Source organism: Thermomonospora catenispora (genome assembly GCF_006363815.1).
In the GTDB taxonomy this organism is placed as follows: Bacteria; Actinomycetota; Actinomycetes; order Streptosporangiales; family Streptosporangiaceae; genus Thermomonospora; species Thermomonospora catenispora.
This window is the reverse complement of record NZ_RRYT01000011.1, coordinates 1-15,600: the sequence shown is the minus strand read 5'-3', so window position 1 is coordinate 15,600 and position 15,600 is coordinate 1. Positions and strand designations below refer to the sequence as shown.

Genomic DNA, 15,600 nt, shown 5'->3' with positions numbered 1-15,600 from the left:
ACGAGGAAACGCGATGAAGCTGATCGGGATCGGGGTGGGGCCCGGCGACCCGGAGCTGGTCACCGTCAAGGCGGTGCGGGTGCTGCGCGAGGCCGACCTGACCCTCGTGCCGGTGACGGCGCCGAAGGAGCCGGGCCGGGCCGAGTCGGTGGTGCGCTCCTACACCGACCGGTTCGAACGGGTGGTGTTCGCGCTGAACGACCGGGGCGGGGTCACCCCGCGCCGCGCCGCCGCCTGGGACGGGGCGGCCGACCGGGTGGTGCGGGCGTTCGACGAGGGCGCGGGCACGGTCGCGTTCGCCACCCTCGGCGACCCCAACGTGTACTCGACGTTCACCTACCTGGCGCAGACGGTGCGGGAGCGCCGCCCGGAGACGACCGTGGAGACCGTCCCCGGCGTCACGGCCATGCAGGACCTGGCCTCCCGGTCCGGCACCGTGCTCGCCGAGGGCGCCGAATCCCTCGCCCTGGTGCCGCTGACCGGCGGCGTCGAGGGCCTGCGCCGGGCGCTGCGGAGCGGCGACACGGTGGTGGCCTACAAGTTCGGATCCGTCGCCGAGGAGGTCGTGGAGGCGCTCAAGGAGACCGGCCGGCTGGACGAGGCGGTCTGCGGGATCCGCCTGGGCCTGCCCGGGGAGCGGGTCCGGCCCGCGCGCGAGCTGGCGGGACCGGTGCCGTATCTGTCCACCCTGCTCGTCCCCGCCGCCCGCACCGTCCGGGGAGGGAAGCTGTGACCGGCGGGGACGCGACCGGGGGGAAGGTCGTCTTCATCGGCGCCGGCCCCGGGGCGGCGGATCTGCTGACGCTCCGGGCGGCGCGGGCGATCGGCGCCGCCGACGTGGTGATCTGGGCCTCCAGCCTGGTGCACCCCGACGTGCTGGAGCACGCCCGGGAGGGGGTCGAGATCGTCGATTCGGCGGCCCTCCCCATGGAGGGCGTCCTGCCGTACTACGAGCGGGCGCTCCGGGAGGGGCTGACCGTGGCGCGCATCCACTCCGGCGACCCCGCCCTGTGGGGGGCGCTGCAGGAACAGCTCGACCGGTGCCGGGAGATGGGGCTGCGGACCGAGGTCGTCCCGGGGGTGTCCAGCTTCAGCGCGGTGGCCGCCGCCGTGCAGCGGGAGCTGACCGTCCCCGAGGTCGCCCAGTCGGTGATCCTGACCCGGCTCGGCGGCGGCAGGACCCCGATGCCGCCGGGGGAGGAGGTGCGCCGGTTCGCCGAGCACGGCACCACGATGGCGCTGTTCCTGTCGGCGGCCCGGTCCCGGCGGCTGCAGCAGGAGCTGCTGGAGGGCGGCTACCCGCCGGACACCCCCTGCGTGGTGGCCTACCGGTGCACCTGGCCGGAGGAGCTGATCGTCCGCTGCACGCTGGGCGAGCTGGCCGACACCGTCAAGGCCCACAGGCTGTGGAGGCACACCCTGGTGCTGGTCGGCCCGGCGCTGGCGGCCGGCGGCACCCGCTCGCACCTGTACCACCCGGGCCACTTCCACGGGTTCCGGCGCGCCGACCCGGCGGCCCGGGCCGAGCTGAGGGAGACCCGCCGGCCATGACCGTCGACGAACCGGAGCTGCGCGAGCCGGACATGCCGCGCACCATGAAGGAGCGGCGGCGGGCGCTGCGCACCGGCTGGACCACCGGCTCGTGCGCCAGCGCCGCCGCCAAGGCCGCCACCGCCCTGCTGCGCACCGGCGAACCGGCCGACCACGTGCAGATCGCGCTGCCGTCCGGCAACCGGGTCACCTTCAAGGTCGAGCACTCCGCGCTGACCGGCGGGCGGGCGCGGGCCGTGGTGGTCAAGGACGCCGGCGACGACCCCGACGTCACCCACGGCGCGCACATCACCGCCGAGGCGTCCTGGCTGGAGGGGCCCGGCATCGAGCTGGACGGCGGCGAGGGCGTCGGCGTGGTCACCAAGCCGGGACTGGGGCTGGAGCCGGGCGGCCCGGCGATCAACCCGGTGCCCCGCCGCATGATCACCCTCGCGGTCGCCGAGGCCCTGCTGGGCGCCGACCTGGCCGAGCCGCCCCCGCGGCCCGCCGAACCCGGCACCGGACGCGGCGTGCGGGTGGTGATCTCGGTGCCCGGGGGCGAGCGCATGGCCCGCAAGACCACCAACCGGCGGCTGGGGATCCTCGGCGGCATCTCCATCCTCGGCACCACCGGGATCGTCCGGCCGTTCTCCACCGCCGCCTGGCGCGCCAGCGTCGAGCAGGCGGTGTCGGTGATGGCCGCCCAGGGCGAGGACACCCTCGTGCTGTGCACCGGCGGGCGCACCGAGAAGGGCGCCATGAGGCTGCTGCCCCACCTGCCCGAGGTGTGCTTCGTGGAGGTCGGCGACTTCACCGGGGCGGCGCTGCGGCGGGCCGTGGAGCACCGGCTGCGGCGGGTGGTCTTCGTCGGCATGATCGGCAAGCTCACCAAGCTCGCCGCCGGGGTGCTGATGACCCACTACACCCGGTCGCGGGTGTCCACCGATCTGCTCGCCGAGATCACCGCCGAGGCGGGCGCGGCCGGGGCGGCGCGGCGGGTCGCCGCCGCCAACACCGCCCGGCACGTCTATGAGCTGTGGGAGGAGGCCGGGCTGCTGGAGCGCTGCGGGCGGGAGCTGTGCCGCCGGGTCGCCGGCGTGCTGGAGCGGTTCGCCGCCGAGGAGGCCGGAGGGGAGCTGACGGCCCGGGTGATGATGGTGGACTTCACCGGCGAGCGGATGATCGCCGAGTACGGACGGTCGACGCGATGATCACCGTGATCGGATGCGACGGATCGCCGCTGCCCGCCCCGGCCCTGGAGCACCTGGCGAGGGCGCGCCTGGTGGTCGGCGGCGCCCGGCACCTGGCCGCGGCGCCGGTCCCGGCCGAGGCGCGCACGGTCGTGTTGGGCGACGTCGGCGCGGCCCTGGCGGAGATCGACCGGGCGGCCGGCGAGGACGCCGGGGACGTGGTGGTGCTGGCCAGCGGCGATCCCGGGTTCTTCGGCATCGTCCGGGCGCTGCGGGAGCGCGGCCACCGCCCGAGAGTGCTGCCCGCCCTGTCGTCGGTCGCGCAGGCGTTCGCCCGCGTCGGGCTGTCGTGGGACGACGCGCTGGTGGTCTCCGCGCACGGCCGCGAGCTGCGCCGCGCCGTCAACGCCTGCCGCGCCCACCCCAAGGTCGCCGTGCTCACCGCCCCCGGCGCGGGCCCCGCCGAGCTGGGCCGGGCGCTGTTCCCGCAGCACCCCCGCACCTTCGTGGTGTGCGAGGACCTGGGCGGCCCCGAGGAGCGCGTGGTCCGCTGCCGCCCCGCCGAGGCCACCACCCGGCCCTGGCGCGATCCCAACGTGGTGCTGGTGCTGGCCTCCGAACGGGCGGCGGGGGAGCGGGGCTGGATCGCCGGCGCCCGCCCCGGCCCCGCGGCGTGGGCGCTGCCGGAGGAGGCGTTCGACCACCGGGACTCGATGGTCACCAAGGCCGAGGTGCGGGCGCTCGCGCTGGCCCGGCTGGGACCGCGGATCGGCGACATGATCTGGGACGTCGGCGCGGGCAGCGGCTCGGTCGCCGTCGAGTGCGCCCGCTTCGGCGCCGCCGTCGTCGCCGTCGACCGCGATCCGGCCGCCTGCGAGCGCATCCGCGCCAACGTCCGCGCCCACGGCGTCCGCGTGGCGGTGTCGCGCGGCGAGGCCCCCGCCGTGCTGGAGCACCTGCCCGACCCCGACGCCGTCTTCGTCGGCGGCGGGGGACCCGAGGTGGTGCGCGCCTGCGCCGCCCGCGCCCTGCGCAGCGTGGTGGTCGCCCTGGCCTCCGTCGAACGCGTCCGTCCCGCCCTCGACGCCCTCACCGCCGCGGGCTTCACCGCCCGGGCCGTGCAGCTCCAGGCCAGCCGCCTGTCCCCGCTCCCCGGCGACGTGCACCGGCTGGCCGCCGTCAACCCCGTCTTCGTCGTCTGGGGCGACCGCGACGCCGCATCGTCCCCGCCCGCCCCGCCGGCCCGGACCGCGCCGCCCGAGCGCCGCCCCCAGACCCTCGCCGAACTCCCGGAGGCCGACCGGTGATCGGTGTCGTCGCCGCGACCGCCGCGGGCCGCGCCGCCGCGGCCGCCCTGGCCGAACGCTGGCCGGAGGAGGTCCGCCTGTGCACCGGCGCCGGCCCGGCCGACGCGCTGCGCGAGGCCTGGCGGACCTGCGAGCAGATCGTCGCGTTCCTCGCCGTGGGCGCCGCCGTCCGCATCCTGGCGCCTCTGCTCGGCCACAAGACCACGGACCCGGCCGTCGTCTGCGTCGACGAGACCCTGCGCTTCGCCGTGCCCGTGGTGGGCGGCCACCACGGCGCCAACGAACTCGCCCGCCGCCTGGCCGACGCGCTGGGCTGCACCCCCGTCATCACCACCGCCAGCGACCGGCGCAACGTCACGGCCCTGGACGGCTACGGGGCGGACCTCGGCTTCACGGTGGCCGACCCGGACATGCTCCCCCGGGTGGGCGCCGCCGTCCTGTCCGGAGACCCCGTCCGCCTGGCCGCCGACCTGACCTGGCCGCTGCCCGCGCTGCCGCCCAACGTCCGCCCCGACGCCGACGCCTCCTTGACCATCCGCATCACCGACCGGCTGCGGCCCGCCTCCGCCGGCGAGCTGGTGTACCACCCGCCGTCGCTGGTGGTCGGGGTCGGGTCGGCGCGCGGGGTCGCCGCCGACGAGGTCGACGGGCTGATCGGCCGCGCCCTGGCCGAGGCGGGGCTGGCCCCGGCCTCGGTGCGGTGCCTAGCGACCGTCGACCGCAAGGCCGACGAGGCCGGCATCGTCGCGGCCGCCCGGCGGCGGGACCTGCCGGTGCTGACCTTCCCGGCGGAGGAGCTGGCCGCGGAGGACGTCCCCCACCCCTCGCCGGTCGTGCGGGCGGCGGTGGGGACGCCCAGCGTGGCCGAGGCGGCGGCGCTGCGCGCGGCGCGCTCGCTGGGCCGCGCCGCCGAACTGGTCGTGACCAAGCGCAAGAGCGCCAGCGCCACCGTGGCCGTGGCCCGTCTGGTGCCCAAGGGACGGCTGATCCTCGTCGGGCTCGGCCCCGGCGCGCGGGACCTGATCGCCCCCCGCGCGGTCTGCGCCCTGCGGCGGGCGTCGATCGTCGTGGGGCTGGACCGGTACCTCGACCGGATCCGCGACCTGCTGCGCCCCGGCACCCGCGTGCTGGCCAGCGGCCTCGGCCGGGAAGAGGAACGCGCCCGCGGCGCCGTCGCCCACGCCCGCGAGGGGCACGCGGTGGCGCTGGTCGGGTCCGGGGACGCCGGGATCTACGCGATGGCCTCCCCGGCGCTGGAGTTCGCCGGCGAGGACATCGACGTCGAGGGCGTGCCCGGGATCACCGCCGCCGTCGCCGCCGCGCATCTGCTCGGAGCCCCGCTCGGCCACGACCACGCCTATATCTCCCTGTCCGACCTGCACACCCCCTGGGAGGTCATCGAACGCCGGATCCGGGCCGCCGCCGAGGGCGATTTCACCGTCTGCTTCTACAACCCGCGCAGCCGGGCCCGGGACTGGCAGCTGCCCAAGGCGCTCGCCGTCCTCGCCGAGCACCGCCCCCCGCACACCCCGGTCGGCGTGGTCCGCAACGCCGGCCGCCCCGACCAGGAGGTCACCCTCACCACGCTCGCCGAGGCGGACCCCCGCCGGGTCGACATGGTCACGGTCGTGCTGGTCGGCTCGAGCCGCAGCCGCATCGTCGCCGGACGGTTCGTCACCCCCCGGGGGTACCGATGGGCGTGACGGTGACCGAACGCTGCCAGGGCTGCGGCGCCTGCCTGCTGACCTGCCCCGAGCACGCCCTCCGGCCGCGCGGCCCCGCCCTGCTGGTGCGAGCCGACCTGTGCACCGGCTGCCTGGAATGCGTCGAGATCTGCCCGGTGGACGCCATCGAACCCGCCGTCGGGTCCACTGAGGCGCGAGGAGGACGATGAACGAGCCCGGCTCCGCGGGCGTCGCCGCCCGCCGCCCCCACCCGATCGAGGTGCGCTCCTATGAGATCCTGCGCTCGCAGGTCGACCTGTCCTCGCTGCCGCCGCTGCGGCGGGCGGTCGTCGAGCGGGTGATCCACGCCAGCGCGGACCTGGAGTACGCCGCCGACCTGGTCACCGACGAGGCCCATCTGGAACGCGGGCTGGCCGCGCTGCGGGCGGGCGCCCCCGTGGTGGCCGACGTGGAGATGGTCGCCGCCGGGATCACCGCCCGCCGCGCCGTGTGCCGCGTCGCCGACCCGGCCGCCGCGCGCCTGGCCGCCGAGGAGGGCCTGACCCGGTCCGCCGCCGGGATCCGGCTGGCCTGCGCCGAGGTCGGCCCCGGGGCGGTCTGGGTCGTCGGCTGCGCCCCCACCGCGCTGGAGGAGATCCTGCGCCTGGACGCGCGGCCCGCCCTGGTGGTCGGCCTGCCGGTGGGGTTCGTCGGCGCCGCCGAGGCCAAGCGGGCGCTGCGCGACTCCGGGCTGCCGCAGGTGTCCAACGTCTCCGCCAAGGGCGGCTCGGCGGTCGCCGCCGCCGCCGTCAACGCCCTGCTCTACCACGGAGGACCCCGGTGACGGCGCCGCCGCTGCTGCTGGTCGGTCACGGGACCCGCGACCGGGCGGGCGCCGCCGAGTTCGGCAGGTTCGTGGAGCGGATGCGCGCCCGGATGCCGGTCGACGTGGCCGGCGGGTTCATCGAGCTGTCCCCGCCGCCGCTCACCGAGGCGGTCGCCGAACTGTACGGCCGCGGGCACCGGCGGATCGCCGCCGTCCCGATCGTGCTGGTCGCCGCCGGGCACGGCAAGGGCGACATCCCCGGCGCCATGGCCCGCGAGCAGATCCGCCGCCCCGGCCTGTCGTACCTCTACGGCCGTCCCCTCGGCCCCCACCCCGCCCTGCTGTCCCTGCTGGAGGAGCGGCTGCGCGCCGCGGCGGCCCCCGCCGAGGACACCGCCGTGCTGCTGGTGGGCCGGGGCTCCACCGACCCGGACGCCAACGCCGAGGTGCACAAGGTCGCCCGGCTGCTGTGGGAGGGCCGCGGAGCGGGCGGCCCCGACCAGGGGCTGGGGCTGATGACGGTGGAGGCGGCGTTCGTGTCGCTGGCCCGCCCCGGCGTCCCCGAGGGGCTGGAGCGCTGCCGCCGCCTGGGCGCCCGCCGCGTCGTGGTGCTGCCGTACTTCCTCTTCCCCGGCGTGCTGCCGGACCGGGTGGTCGCCCAGGCCCGGGCGTACGCGGCCGGGCATCCCGGGCTGGAGGTCCGCTGCGCACAGGTCATCGGCGACTGCGACGGCCTGGCCGACCTGGTCGCCGAACGCTACGCCGAGGCCCTCGCCGGGGACATCCGGATGAACTGCGACACCTGCGTCTACCGCGTCGCCATGCCCGGCTTCGAGGACCGGGTCGGCGCGCCGCAGACCCCCCACCACCACCCCGACGACCCCGCCCACGGCCACGGGCACGCGCACGGTCACGGTCATGGACGCTGACGGCATCGATCTGCGACACCACGGGGACGCCGAGGCCGCCGACGGGCTGGTGGACTTCGCCGTCAACGTGCGGGCCGGCACCCCGCCCGCCTGGCTGGCCGAGCGGATCCGCCGCTCGCTGGAGGACCTGGCCGCCTACCCCGACCCGCGCGAGGCCCGCCGCGCGGTGGCCGCCCGGCACGGCCGCCCCCCGCGGGAGGTCCTGCTGACCGCCGGGGCCGCCGAGGCGTTCGTGCTGCTGGCGCGGGCGCTCCGGCCGCGCCGCGCGGTCGTGGTGCACCCCCAGTTCACCGAACCGGAGGCGGCGCTGCGGGCCGCCGGGCATGCGGTGGACCGCGTGATCCTCGACGGCGACTTCACGTTCGATCCGACGCGCGTCCCCGCCGACGCCGACCTGGTGGTGATCGGCAACCCCACCAACCCGACCTCGGTGCTGCATCCGGCCGCCGACATCGCCGCGCTGACCCGCCCCGGCCGCACCGTCGTGGTGGACGAGGCGTTCATGGACTGCGTCCCCGGCGAGGGCGAGAGCCTCGCCGCCGCCCGCCTCCCCGGCCTGGTGGTGCTGCGCAGCCTCACCAAGACCTGGGGACTGGCCGGGCTGCGCGCCGGATACCTCCTCGCCGAGCCCTCGCTGGTCGCCGCCCTCGCCGAGGCCCAGCCGCTGTGGGCGGTCTCCACCCCCGCCCTGGTCGCCGTCGCGGCCTGCTGCGAGCCGGCCGCGCTGGCCGAGGCCGACGCCTGGGCGCGGGAGATGTCCGCCGAACGCGACCGGTTCGCCGCCGAGCTCGCCCGCCGCGGCCTGACGCCCGTCCCCGGCGCCCGCGCCTCGTTCCTGTGCGTGCACGCCGTGGACGCGCGCGAGCTGCGCGAGCGCCTGCGCGCCGCGGGGTTCGCGGTCCGCCGCGGCGACACCTTCCCCGGCCTGGGTCCGCAGTGGCTGCGGATCGCGGTCCGGGACCGCGCGACCGACGACGCCCTGCTGGAGGCGCTCGATGACCTTCGCCGCTGACCGGGCCGCCGTCCGGCCCGCCCCCTCGGCCCGCCGGGCCGAGCCGCCCCCCAGGAACTCCACGGCAGTCGTGGTCCGTCAGGAGAGGAACCCGTGGATCTGATCGCCCAGACCGTCGCCGCCGTCCGCCCCCCGCACGAGGCCGCCATGGCCGAGGCCCGCGACCTGCAGTCCCGGCTGACCAAGCCGCCCGGCGCCCTCGGCGCCCTGGAGGAGCTGTCGATCCGCCTGGCCGGGCTCGCCGGGGCCTGTCCGCCGCCGATGCCCGAACCCGCCGTCGTGGCGATCTTCGCCGCCGACCACGGCGTGCACGCCCAGGGCGTGTCCCCCTGGCCGCAGGAGGTCACCGCCCAGATGGTGGCCAACTTCCTGGCCGGGGGCGCGGTCGTCAACGCCTTCGCCGGCCAGGTCGGCGCCGAGGTCGTCGTGGTGGACGTGGGGGTGGTCGCCGACCTGCCGGAGGTCCCCGGCCTGCTGTCCCGCAAGATCGCCCACGGCACCGCCGACCTGTCCCGGGAGCCCGCGATGACCCTCCGGCAGGCCCGGCGGGCGGTGGAGACCGGCATCGAGGTCGCCCGCGACCTGGTCGCCGCCGGCCACCGCTGCCTGCTCACCGGCGACATGGGCATCGCCAACACCACCGCCTCGGCCGCCCTGATCGCCGCGTTCACCGGACTGCCCCCCGAACGGGTCACCGGCCGCGGCACCGGCATCGACGACGCCACCCACCGCCACAAGATCGAGGTGGTGCGCACCGCCCTGCGCCGCGCCGAGCCCGACCCCGCCGACCCGCTGCGGGTGCTGGCCGAGCTCGGCGGGCTGGAGCACGCCGCGCTGGCCGGGTTCATCCTCGGCGGGGCGGCGGCCCGCGTCCCGGTGGTGCTCGACGGCGTGATCGCCGGGGCGGCGGCGCTGGCCGCGGCGGCGCTGTGCCCGGGGGCGACGGCCGCCTGTGTGGCGGGACACCGTTCGGCGGAGCCGGGACACGCCGCTACGGTGGAGAGACTGGGACTGCGTCCGCTGGTCGACCTCGAGCTGCGGCTCGGCGAGGGCACCGGGGCCCTGCTGGCGCTGCCCCTGGTGCAGGGCGCCGTGCGCGTGCTGCACGAGGTCGCCACGTTCGACGCGGCGGGCGTCAGCGACAAGAGCGAACACGGAACCCGGCACCGAAGCGGACGCCCGAGCGGACACCGAAGCGAACATCCGAGCGAACACCGAAGCGAACACCGAAGCGAACACCGAAGCGAACAAGGCCGTTCGCGCTGAACCCCCGCCCGGGCCTCGCGGCCCGGCGCCGGACCGCGAGGCCCGGGCGGGCGACGCCGCAGCGAGGCCCAGTGTCACGCTCCGCTATCGACTGCGGTCGACCACTCTCCATATCCCTGCGAACCCGAGTACCTTTGGTCGTCGAAAGCCATGCCCGTCACGTCTTCTCCCCGCTGTCCAGACCGTCCCGACCGAGAGAGCACCGTGCCGCCCTATCTGCTTGGCCTGCGACTGCGCGGGCGCCGAGTCGTCGTCGTGGGCGGCGGACGGGTCGCCCAGCGCCGCGTCCCCGCGCTGCTGGCGGCCGGTGCGCGGGTGGTGCTGGTGGCCCCCGAGGTGACCCCCTCGCTGGAGGACCTGATCGCCGACGGGCGGGTCGTCTGGGAGCGCCGCCCCTACCGCCCCGGCGACCTGGACGGCGCCTGGCTGGTGCAGGCCCTCACCGACGACCCCCGGGTGAACGAGGCGGTCGCCGCCGAGGCCGAGCGGTCCCGGATCTGGTGCGTGCGCGCCGACGACGCCGAGGCCTCCGCGGCCTGGACCCCGGCCGGCGGCCGGGTGGGGGAGGTGACCGTCGGCGTGCTGGCGGGCGGCGACCCGCGCCGCGCCGCCGGGATCCGCGACGCCGTCGTGGACGGGCTGCGCGACGCCACCCTGGAGGCGCGGCGCTCCCGGCGCAAGCCCGCCGGGGTGGCGCTGGTCGGCGGCGGCCCCGGCGACCCCGGCCTGATCACCGTGCGCGGCCGGCAGCTGCTCGCCCAGGCCGACGTGGTGATCACCGACCGGCTGGCGCCCCGGCTGCTGCTGGACGAGCTGCCCGCCGACGTCGAGGTGATCGACGCCGCCAAGATCCCCTACGGCCGGACCGTCGCCCAGGAGCGGATCAACGAGCACCTGGTCGAGCACGCCAAGGCCGGGAAGTTCGTGGTGCGGCTCAAGGGCGGCGACCCGTTCGTGTTCGGCCGCGGCGCCGAGGAGGTGCTGCACTGCGCCCGGCACGGCGTCCCGGTGACCGTGGTCCCCGGCGTCACCAGCGCGGTCGCGGTGCCGGCGGCGGCCGGCGTCCCGGTCACCCACCGCGGCGTGGCCCAGGAGTTCCACGTGGTGTCGGCGCACGTGGCCCCCGGCCATCCGGCCTCCACCGTCGACTGGGAGGCGCTGGGACGCTCCCAGGGCACCCTGGTGCTGCTGATGGCCGTGGAACGGATGGCCCGCATCGCCAACGCCCTGATGCGCTATGGTCGGTCGCCTGACACGCCCGTGGCCGTCGTCCAGGACGGTACGCTTCCCAGACAGCGGGCCCTCTTCGCCACTTTGGAGACGGTGGTGGAGGAAATGACGGCGGCCGGTGTGCGGCCCCCGGCGATCGTGGTCGTGGGCGACGTGGTGGACGTGGCGCGAGAGATCGACATGATACGAGCGGACTACCTGGCCGCCGAGGCGGGCTCCGCGGCACCCCCGGCAGATCAGCATGGAGATATGGGACGGGCTCCGTGACATCCCCAGCAGATCAGAGCGCGGTTCACGGCGACCGGCCCGGCGGCGGGACGGCCGAATCCGCCCCCGAGACCCTTGAGGCCGCCGCGGTCGACACCGCCAAGTCCTCCGCCGACCTCGACGAGCGGGCCGAGGAGACCGTCGTGGAACCGGTCGAGTACAGCGTGGCGCCCGATCCTGCCCGCGAGGTCGACCTGGCCCGGGTGCTCACCGAGCTGCGCGACCACGTCGACCAGGTGCGGCTGGTGCTCGAGGTGCCCGGGGTGGAGGAGGCGCGCGCCGCCCAGGCCGAGATCCGCAGCCAGCTCGACGACTATGTGCTGCCGCGGATCCGCGGCAAGACCGCCCCGATGCTGGTGGTGCTCGGCGGCTCCACCGGCGCGGGCAAGTCCACCCTGGTCAACACGCTGGTCGGGGCCCGGGTCAGCGCCACCGGCGTGCTGCGGCCCACCACCTCCAGCCCGATCCTGGTCTGCCACCCCGACCACGCCGACTGGTTCCTCAAGGGGCCGCTGCTGCCCGACATGGGCCGCGTCCCCGGCCCCGCCCCCGACGCCATCGCCGGCGACCAGCTCGTGGTGATCAGCAGCGACCGGCTGCCCGAGGGCCTGGCGCTGCTGGACAGCCCCGACTTCGACTCGGTCTTTGACGACCACCTGGAGTTCGCCACCAAGCTGATGGCCGCCTCCGACCTGTGGCTGTGCGTCACCACCGCCGCCCGGTACGCCGACGCGCAGGTCTGGCAGATGCTGCAGCGCGCCAAGGAGCAGGGCGCCACCATCGGCGTGGTGCTGTCGCGGGTGCCGCAGGGCGCCGGCACGGAGGTGGTCGACCACTTCGCCGAGATGCTGGACGAGCACGGGGTCGGCGACGCCCGCAGGTTCACCATCCCCGAGACCCGGGTCGAGGACAGCCGGCTGCCGGAGGAGACCGTCGAGGACATCCGCGCCTGGCTGCTGGAGCTGGCCGAGAGCCCGGCCCGGCGCACCAAGATCATCCGCGACACCTTCGGCGGCGTGCTGGACAGCTTCCGGGTCCGGGTGCCGGAGCTGGCCAAGCACGTCGAGGCCCAGGCCGAGGTGCGCACGGTGCTGCGCGAGGAGGTCGAGGCCGCCTACGCCACCGCGCTGGCCGAGCTGGACGAGGCCACCCGCAACGGGTCGCTGCTGCGCGGCGAGGTGCTGGCCCGCTGGCAGGACTTCGCCGGCACCGGCGACCTGCTGCGCGCGCTGCGGGTCCAGCGCGGCCGCGGCGGCCACCGCGGCGGACGCAAGGGCCGCCGCAACCCGACCCGGCTGCGGGCGCTCAAGGCCGCGCTGCGCGCGGCGCTGGAGTCGCTGATCCTGTCGGCCGCCGAGCACGCCGCCGAGGAGGCGCTCGGCCGCTGGCAGGCGCATCCGGCCGGCCGGCAGATCCTGGCGGACGTGGCGGGCGACCTGTCCGGGGTGTCCCCGGAGCTGCCGCGCCGGGTCGGCCGGGCGGTCTCCTCCTGGCAGGACCATGTGCTGGAGCTGGTCCGCACCGAGGGGGTCACCAAGCGCACGGTGGCCAAGCTGGTCTCCTTCGACGAGGAGGCGCTGTCCATCGTCCTGATGATCGGGCTGCTGGGATACGGCACCTCCGACGTCTCGGTCAAGGGCGGCACCAGCGCGGTGCCGCAGCGGCTGCTCAAGGCGCTGTTCGGCGCCGAGTCGCTGCGCGGCATGAGCGCCAAGGCCCGCGCCGACCTGCGCAGCCGCATCGGCATGCTGTTCGATGAGGAGGCGATCAGGTACGGCCAGGTGCTGGATGCGGCCGAGATCCCCGACGAGACCGCCGCCGTCCGGCTGTATCAGGCCACCCACAAGCTGGAGGTCGCCCGATGAGCGCAGTCATCGGCCGCGTGCGCGCGCCGGGCCGCCCCGGTCTCGCCGCGGCCCCGGACGATCCCAAGGCCGGCAGGTGAATCCGATGACCACGACCACGACCGCGACGCAGGAACGGGGCTCGGGGGCCGAATCCGGCCTGGCGGCCAGGCTGGAGGGGCTGCGGCGGCTGGTCGACCTGGGGAGCGGACGGATCGACCCGGGTCTGCTGGCCGACGCCGCCGCCCTGCTGGAGCGGGCCGAGCAGCGGCTGGGGCTGTCCGGCGAGCACACCGTCGTCACCCTGGCCGGCGGCACCGGCAGCGGCAAGTCCTCGCTGTTCAACGCGATCTGCGGGCTGAAACTCTCGCCGGTCGGGATGCGCCGCCCGATGACCTCCAAGGCGCACGCCTGCGTGTGGGGGCTGGACGGCGCCGGGCCGCTGCTGGACTGGCTGGGGGTCGACAAGCGGTACCGCTACGCCCGCGCCGGGTCGCTGGAGACCGGCGGCTCCGGCGCCTCCTCCGGGTCGCTGCAGGGGCTGGTGCTCATCGACCTGCCCGACCACGACTCCATCGCCGAGATGCACCGCGCCGAGGTCGACCGGTTCGTGTCGGTCGCCGACCTGCTGGTGTGGGTGGTCGACCCGCAGAAGTACGCCGACGCCGCGCTGCACCGCGACTACATCGTCCCCTACGCCCGGCACGCCGACGTCACCGTCATCGTGCTCAACCAGATCGACCGGCTGCAGCCGGAGGAGGTCGGGGAGTGCGTGTCGGACCTGCGCCGGCTGCTGGAGGCCGAAGGACTGGCCGACCCGCGCATCGTGACCACCTCCGCCGTGGCCGAGGGCGGCATCGCGGACCTGCGGGACGTGCTGGTGGAGACGATCGCCGCCCGGCGGGCCCGGGTCGAACGGCTGATGGTCGACGTCGACCGGCTGGTGGAGCGGTTCGCCGGCTACGCCACGGCCGCCGAGCCGCCGTCGACGATCGGGGAGCGCCGCGCCGCCGAGCTGGTCGACGCGCTCACCGACGCGGCCGGCGTCTCCGCGGTCGCCGAGGCCATGGAGAGCGCTTATGAACTGCGCGCCGAGGACTATGTGGGCTGGCCGATCTCCCGGCTGACCGCCCGGCTGCGCAGCGACCCGCTGCGCAAGATGCGGCTGACCGAGCTGCGCGAGGAGCTGCGCGGCGCGTTCACCGGGCCGGTCGGCGCGCAGCAGGGCGATGTGGACACCGCGTTGCACGGGGTCACCGACGAGGTCACCGCCGGGCTGCCGGAGGACTGGGCGCGCGCGGTGCGCGCCGCGTCCCGCTCCCACGCCGCCGACCTGCCGGAGGCGCTCGGCGACTCGCTCAAGGACGTGCTGCCGGAGTTCAACCAGGTGCCCCGCTGGTGGTGGCTGATCAAGACCTGGCAGTATTTCCTGCTCCTGGTCAGCGTGGTGTCCCTGGTGTGGATCGCGCTGCTGGTGGCCTGCGGGGTGGCCGGGGTGTGGGACGATCCGCCCGCCCTGATCGGCGAGGCCGGCCTGATCCCCTATGTGGCGGTGCTGCTCGGCTGCGTGCTCGGCATGGGCGCGCTGACCGCCTCGGCCTGCCGGAACGTGGTGGCGCTGTCGTCGGCCCGGCACGGCGAGCGGATGGAGGAGCAGATGCGCGCGCGGATCGCCGAGGTCGCCGAGGAGCGCGTGCTCTATCCGGTCGCCGACGAGCTGCGGGCCTACGCCCGTTTCCGCGACGAGGCGAACGCGCTGCTGCACAGGTCCTCCTGAGCGGTCCCCGCACGGTCGTCCGGTTGTCCACATTCCGTGCGGAGCCTTCTGCGTCGCGGTGCGGGTCCGTCACCGTGGGCGGTGCGCGACCCGGACGCGCACCGCACTCGATGTGGAGGACCGCGAGATGAACGAAGCGCACGTCACCGTCGTCGGCTGGCTGGCTCAGGACCCCTTCTACACGATGACGGCCAACGGCACCCCCTTCCTGGCGCTGCGGGTGGGCTGCACGCCCCGCCGCTACGACCGGCAGACCGGCCAGTGGCAGGACCAGGAGTCGATGTTCCTGACCGTCAACTGCTGGCGGTCCCTGGCCGAGAACATCAACGCCAGCGGCATGCGCCGGGGCGAGCCGGTGATCGTCACCGGCCGGCTGCGCATCCGCGAGTACGTCAAGGACGGCCGGCTGCGCTTCTCCGCCGAGATCGAGGCCACCACCGTCGGCCATGACCTCAGCCGGGGCAGCGCCCGGTTCCGCCGGATCCAGCGCGGCGTCATGACCGAGGAGGATCGGCTGGAGGCCCGCGATCTCACCGATCAGTGGTCCCTCACCGCCGACCCGCCGGAGGACGGGGACGCCGCCCCGGGCGCGGTCGAGGACCGGCCCGATCCGCACCCCGCCGAGGCCCTCGACCCGCAGGCGGCCTGACCGCTCGCCCGGGCCGCTCCGGTGCGCCCGGTCCGATGCGGCGGCGCCGTGCGGCGGCCCGCCCGGCGCAGGGCGGGCGATCGGCGCCCGCGTCGGGCACCGCCCCTCC

At 76.2% G+C, this 15,600-nt stretch carries 14 protein-coding genes; all 14 read left to right on the top strand.

The window, feature by feature from the left end; translation table 11 throughout:
- Positions 1 to 13: 13 nt before the first annotated feature.
- The 14 genes from cobI to ssb all read left to right on the top strand — a co-directional run bounded on the left by cobI (position 14) and on the right by ssb (position 15,491).
- Positions 14 to 733 carry a precorrin-2 C(20)-methyltransferase gene (gene cobI, locus EIO00_RS10860; RefSeq protein ID WP_140177790.1) on the top strand — a complete coding sequence of 240 codons (720 nt, stop codon included), beginning with the start codon at positions 14 to 16 and terminating at the stop codon, positions 731 to 733.
- Positions 730 to 1,551 carry a precorrin-4 C(11)-methyltransferase gene (gene cobM / locus EIO00_RS10855; RefSeq protein WP_140177788.1) on the top strand — a complete coding sequence of 274 codons (822 nt, stop codon included), beginning with the start codon at positions 730 to 732 and terminating at the stop codon, positions 1,549 to 1,551. The genes cobI and cobM overlap by 4 nt, the downstream gene beginning before the upstream one ends.
- Positions 1,548 to 2,741, top strand: a complete 1,194-nt coding sequence (locus EIO00_RS10850) for a cobalt-precorrin-5B (C(1))-methyltransferase (RefSeq protein ID WP_140177786.1) — start codon at positions 1,548 to 1,550, stop codon at positions 2,739 to 2,741. The genes cobM and EIO00_RS10850 overlap by 4 nt, the downstream gene beginning before the upstream one ends.
- Complete coding sequence (gene cbiE, locus EIO00_RS10845; RefSeq protein WP_140177784.1) at positions 2,738 to 4,027, top strand: precorrin-6y C5,15-methyltransferase (decarboxylating) subunit CbiE; 1,290 nt, start codon at positions 2,738 to 2,740, stop codon at positions 4,025 to 4,027. The genes EIO00_RS10850 and cbiE overlap by 4 nt, the downstream gene beginning before the upstream one ends.
- On the top strand, positions 4,024 to 5,730 hold the full coding sequence (gene cobJ, locus EIO00_RS10840) for a precorrin-3B C(17)-methyltransferase (RefSeq protein ID WP_140177782.1): 1,707 nt from the start codon (positions 4,024 to 4,026) through the stop codon (positions 5,728 to 5,730). The genes cbiE and cobJ overlap by 4 nt, the downstream gene beginning before the upstream one ends.
- The gene (locus EIO00_RS10835; protein WP_140177780.1) at positions 5,721 to 5,921 is read left to right on the top strand and encodes a DUF362 domain-containing protein; all 201 of its coding nucleotides are present in this window, start codon (positions 5,721 to 5,723) and stop codon (positions 5,919 to 5,921) included. The genes cobJ and EIO00_RS10835 overlap by 10 nt, the downstream gene beginning before the upstream one ends.
- Positions 5,918 to 6,535 carry a precorrin-8X methylmutase gene (locus tag EIO00_RS10830; RefSeq protein WP_140177778.1) on the top strand — a complete coding sequence of 206 codons (618 nt, stop codon included), beginning with the start codon at positions 5,918 to 5,920 and terminating at the stop codon, positions 6,533 to 6,535. The genes EIO00_RS10835 and EIO00_RS10830 overlap by 4 nt, the downstream gene beginning before the upstream one ends.
- A complete protein-coding gene (locus EIO00_RS10825; protein WP_140177776.1) occupies positions 6,532 to 7,446 on the top strand; it encodes a sirohydrochlorin chelatase in 915 nt (304 codons plus the stop codon). Before EIO00_RS10830 ends, EIO00_RS10825 begins: the two co-directional genes overlap by 4 nt.
- A complete protein-coding gene (cobC, locus tag EIO00_RS10820; protein WP_140177775.1) occupies positions 7,436 to 8,458 on the top strand; it encodes an Rv2231c family histidinol phosphate aminotransferase CobC in 1,023 nt (340 codons plus the stop codon). The genes EIO00_RS10825 and cobC overlap by 11 nt, the downstream gene beginning before the upstream one ends.
- A gap of 93 nt (positions 8,459 to 8,551) precedes the next feature.
- Positions 8,552 to 9,724, top strand: a complete 1,173-nt coding sequence (gene cobT / locus EIO00_RS10815) for a nicotinate-nucleotide--dimethylbenzimidazole phosphoribosyltransferase (protein WP_140177773.1) — start codon at positions 8,552 to 8,554, stop codon at positions 9,722 to 9,724.
- 204 nt (positions 9,725 to 9,928) lie between these two features.
- On the top strand, positions 9,929 to 11,221 hold the full coding sequence (cobA, locus tag EIO00_RS10810) for a uroporphyrinogen-III C-methyltransferase (RefSeq protein WP_241661267.1): 1,293 nt from the start codon (positions 9,929 to 9,931) through the stop codon (positions 11,219 to 11,221).
- Positions 11,218 to 13,086, top strand: a complete 1,869-nt coding sequence (locus tag EIO00_RS10805; RefSeq protein WP_241661266.1) for an AAA family ATPase — start codon at positions 11,218 to 11,220, stop codon at positions 13,084 to 13,086. Before cobA ends, EIO00_RS10805 begins: the two co-directional genes overlap by 4 nt.
- Positions 13,087 to 13,171: 85 nt before the next feature.
- Entirely contained in the window at positions 13,172 to 14,842 is a 1,671-nt protein-coding gene (locus tag EIO00_RS10800; protein ID WP_175596187.1) for a GTPase family protein, read from the top strand.
- Between the two features lie 127 nt (positions 14,843 to 14,969).
- Positions 14,970 to 15,491: a single-stranded DNA-binding protein gene (gene ssb, locus EIO00_RS10795; protein ID WP_140177767.1), complete on the top strand. Its 522-nt coding sequence runs from the start codon at positions 14,970 to 14,972 to the stop codon at positions 15,489 to 15,491.
- Positions 15,492 to 15,600 lie beyond the last annotated feature (109 nt).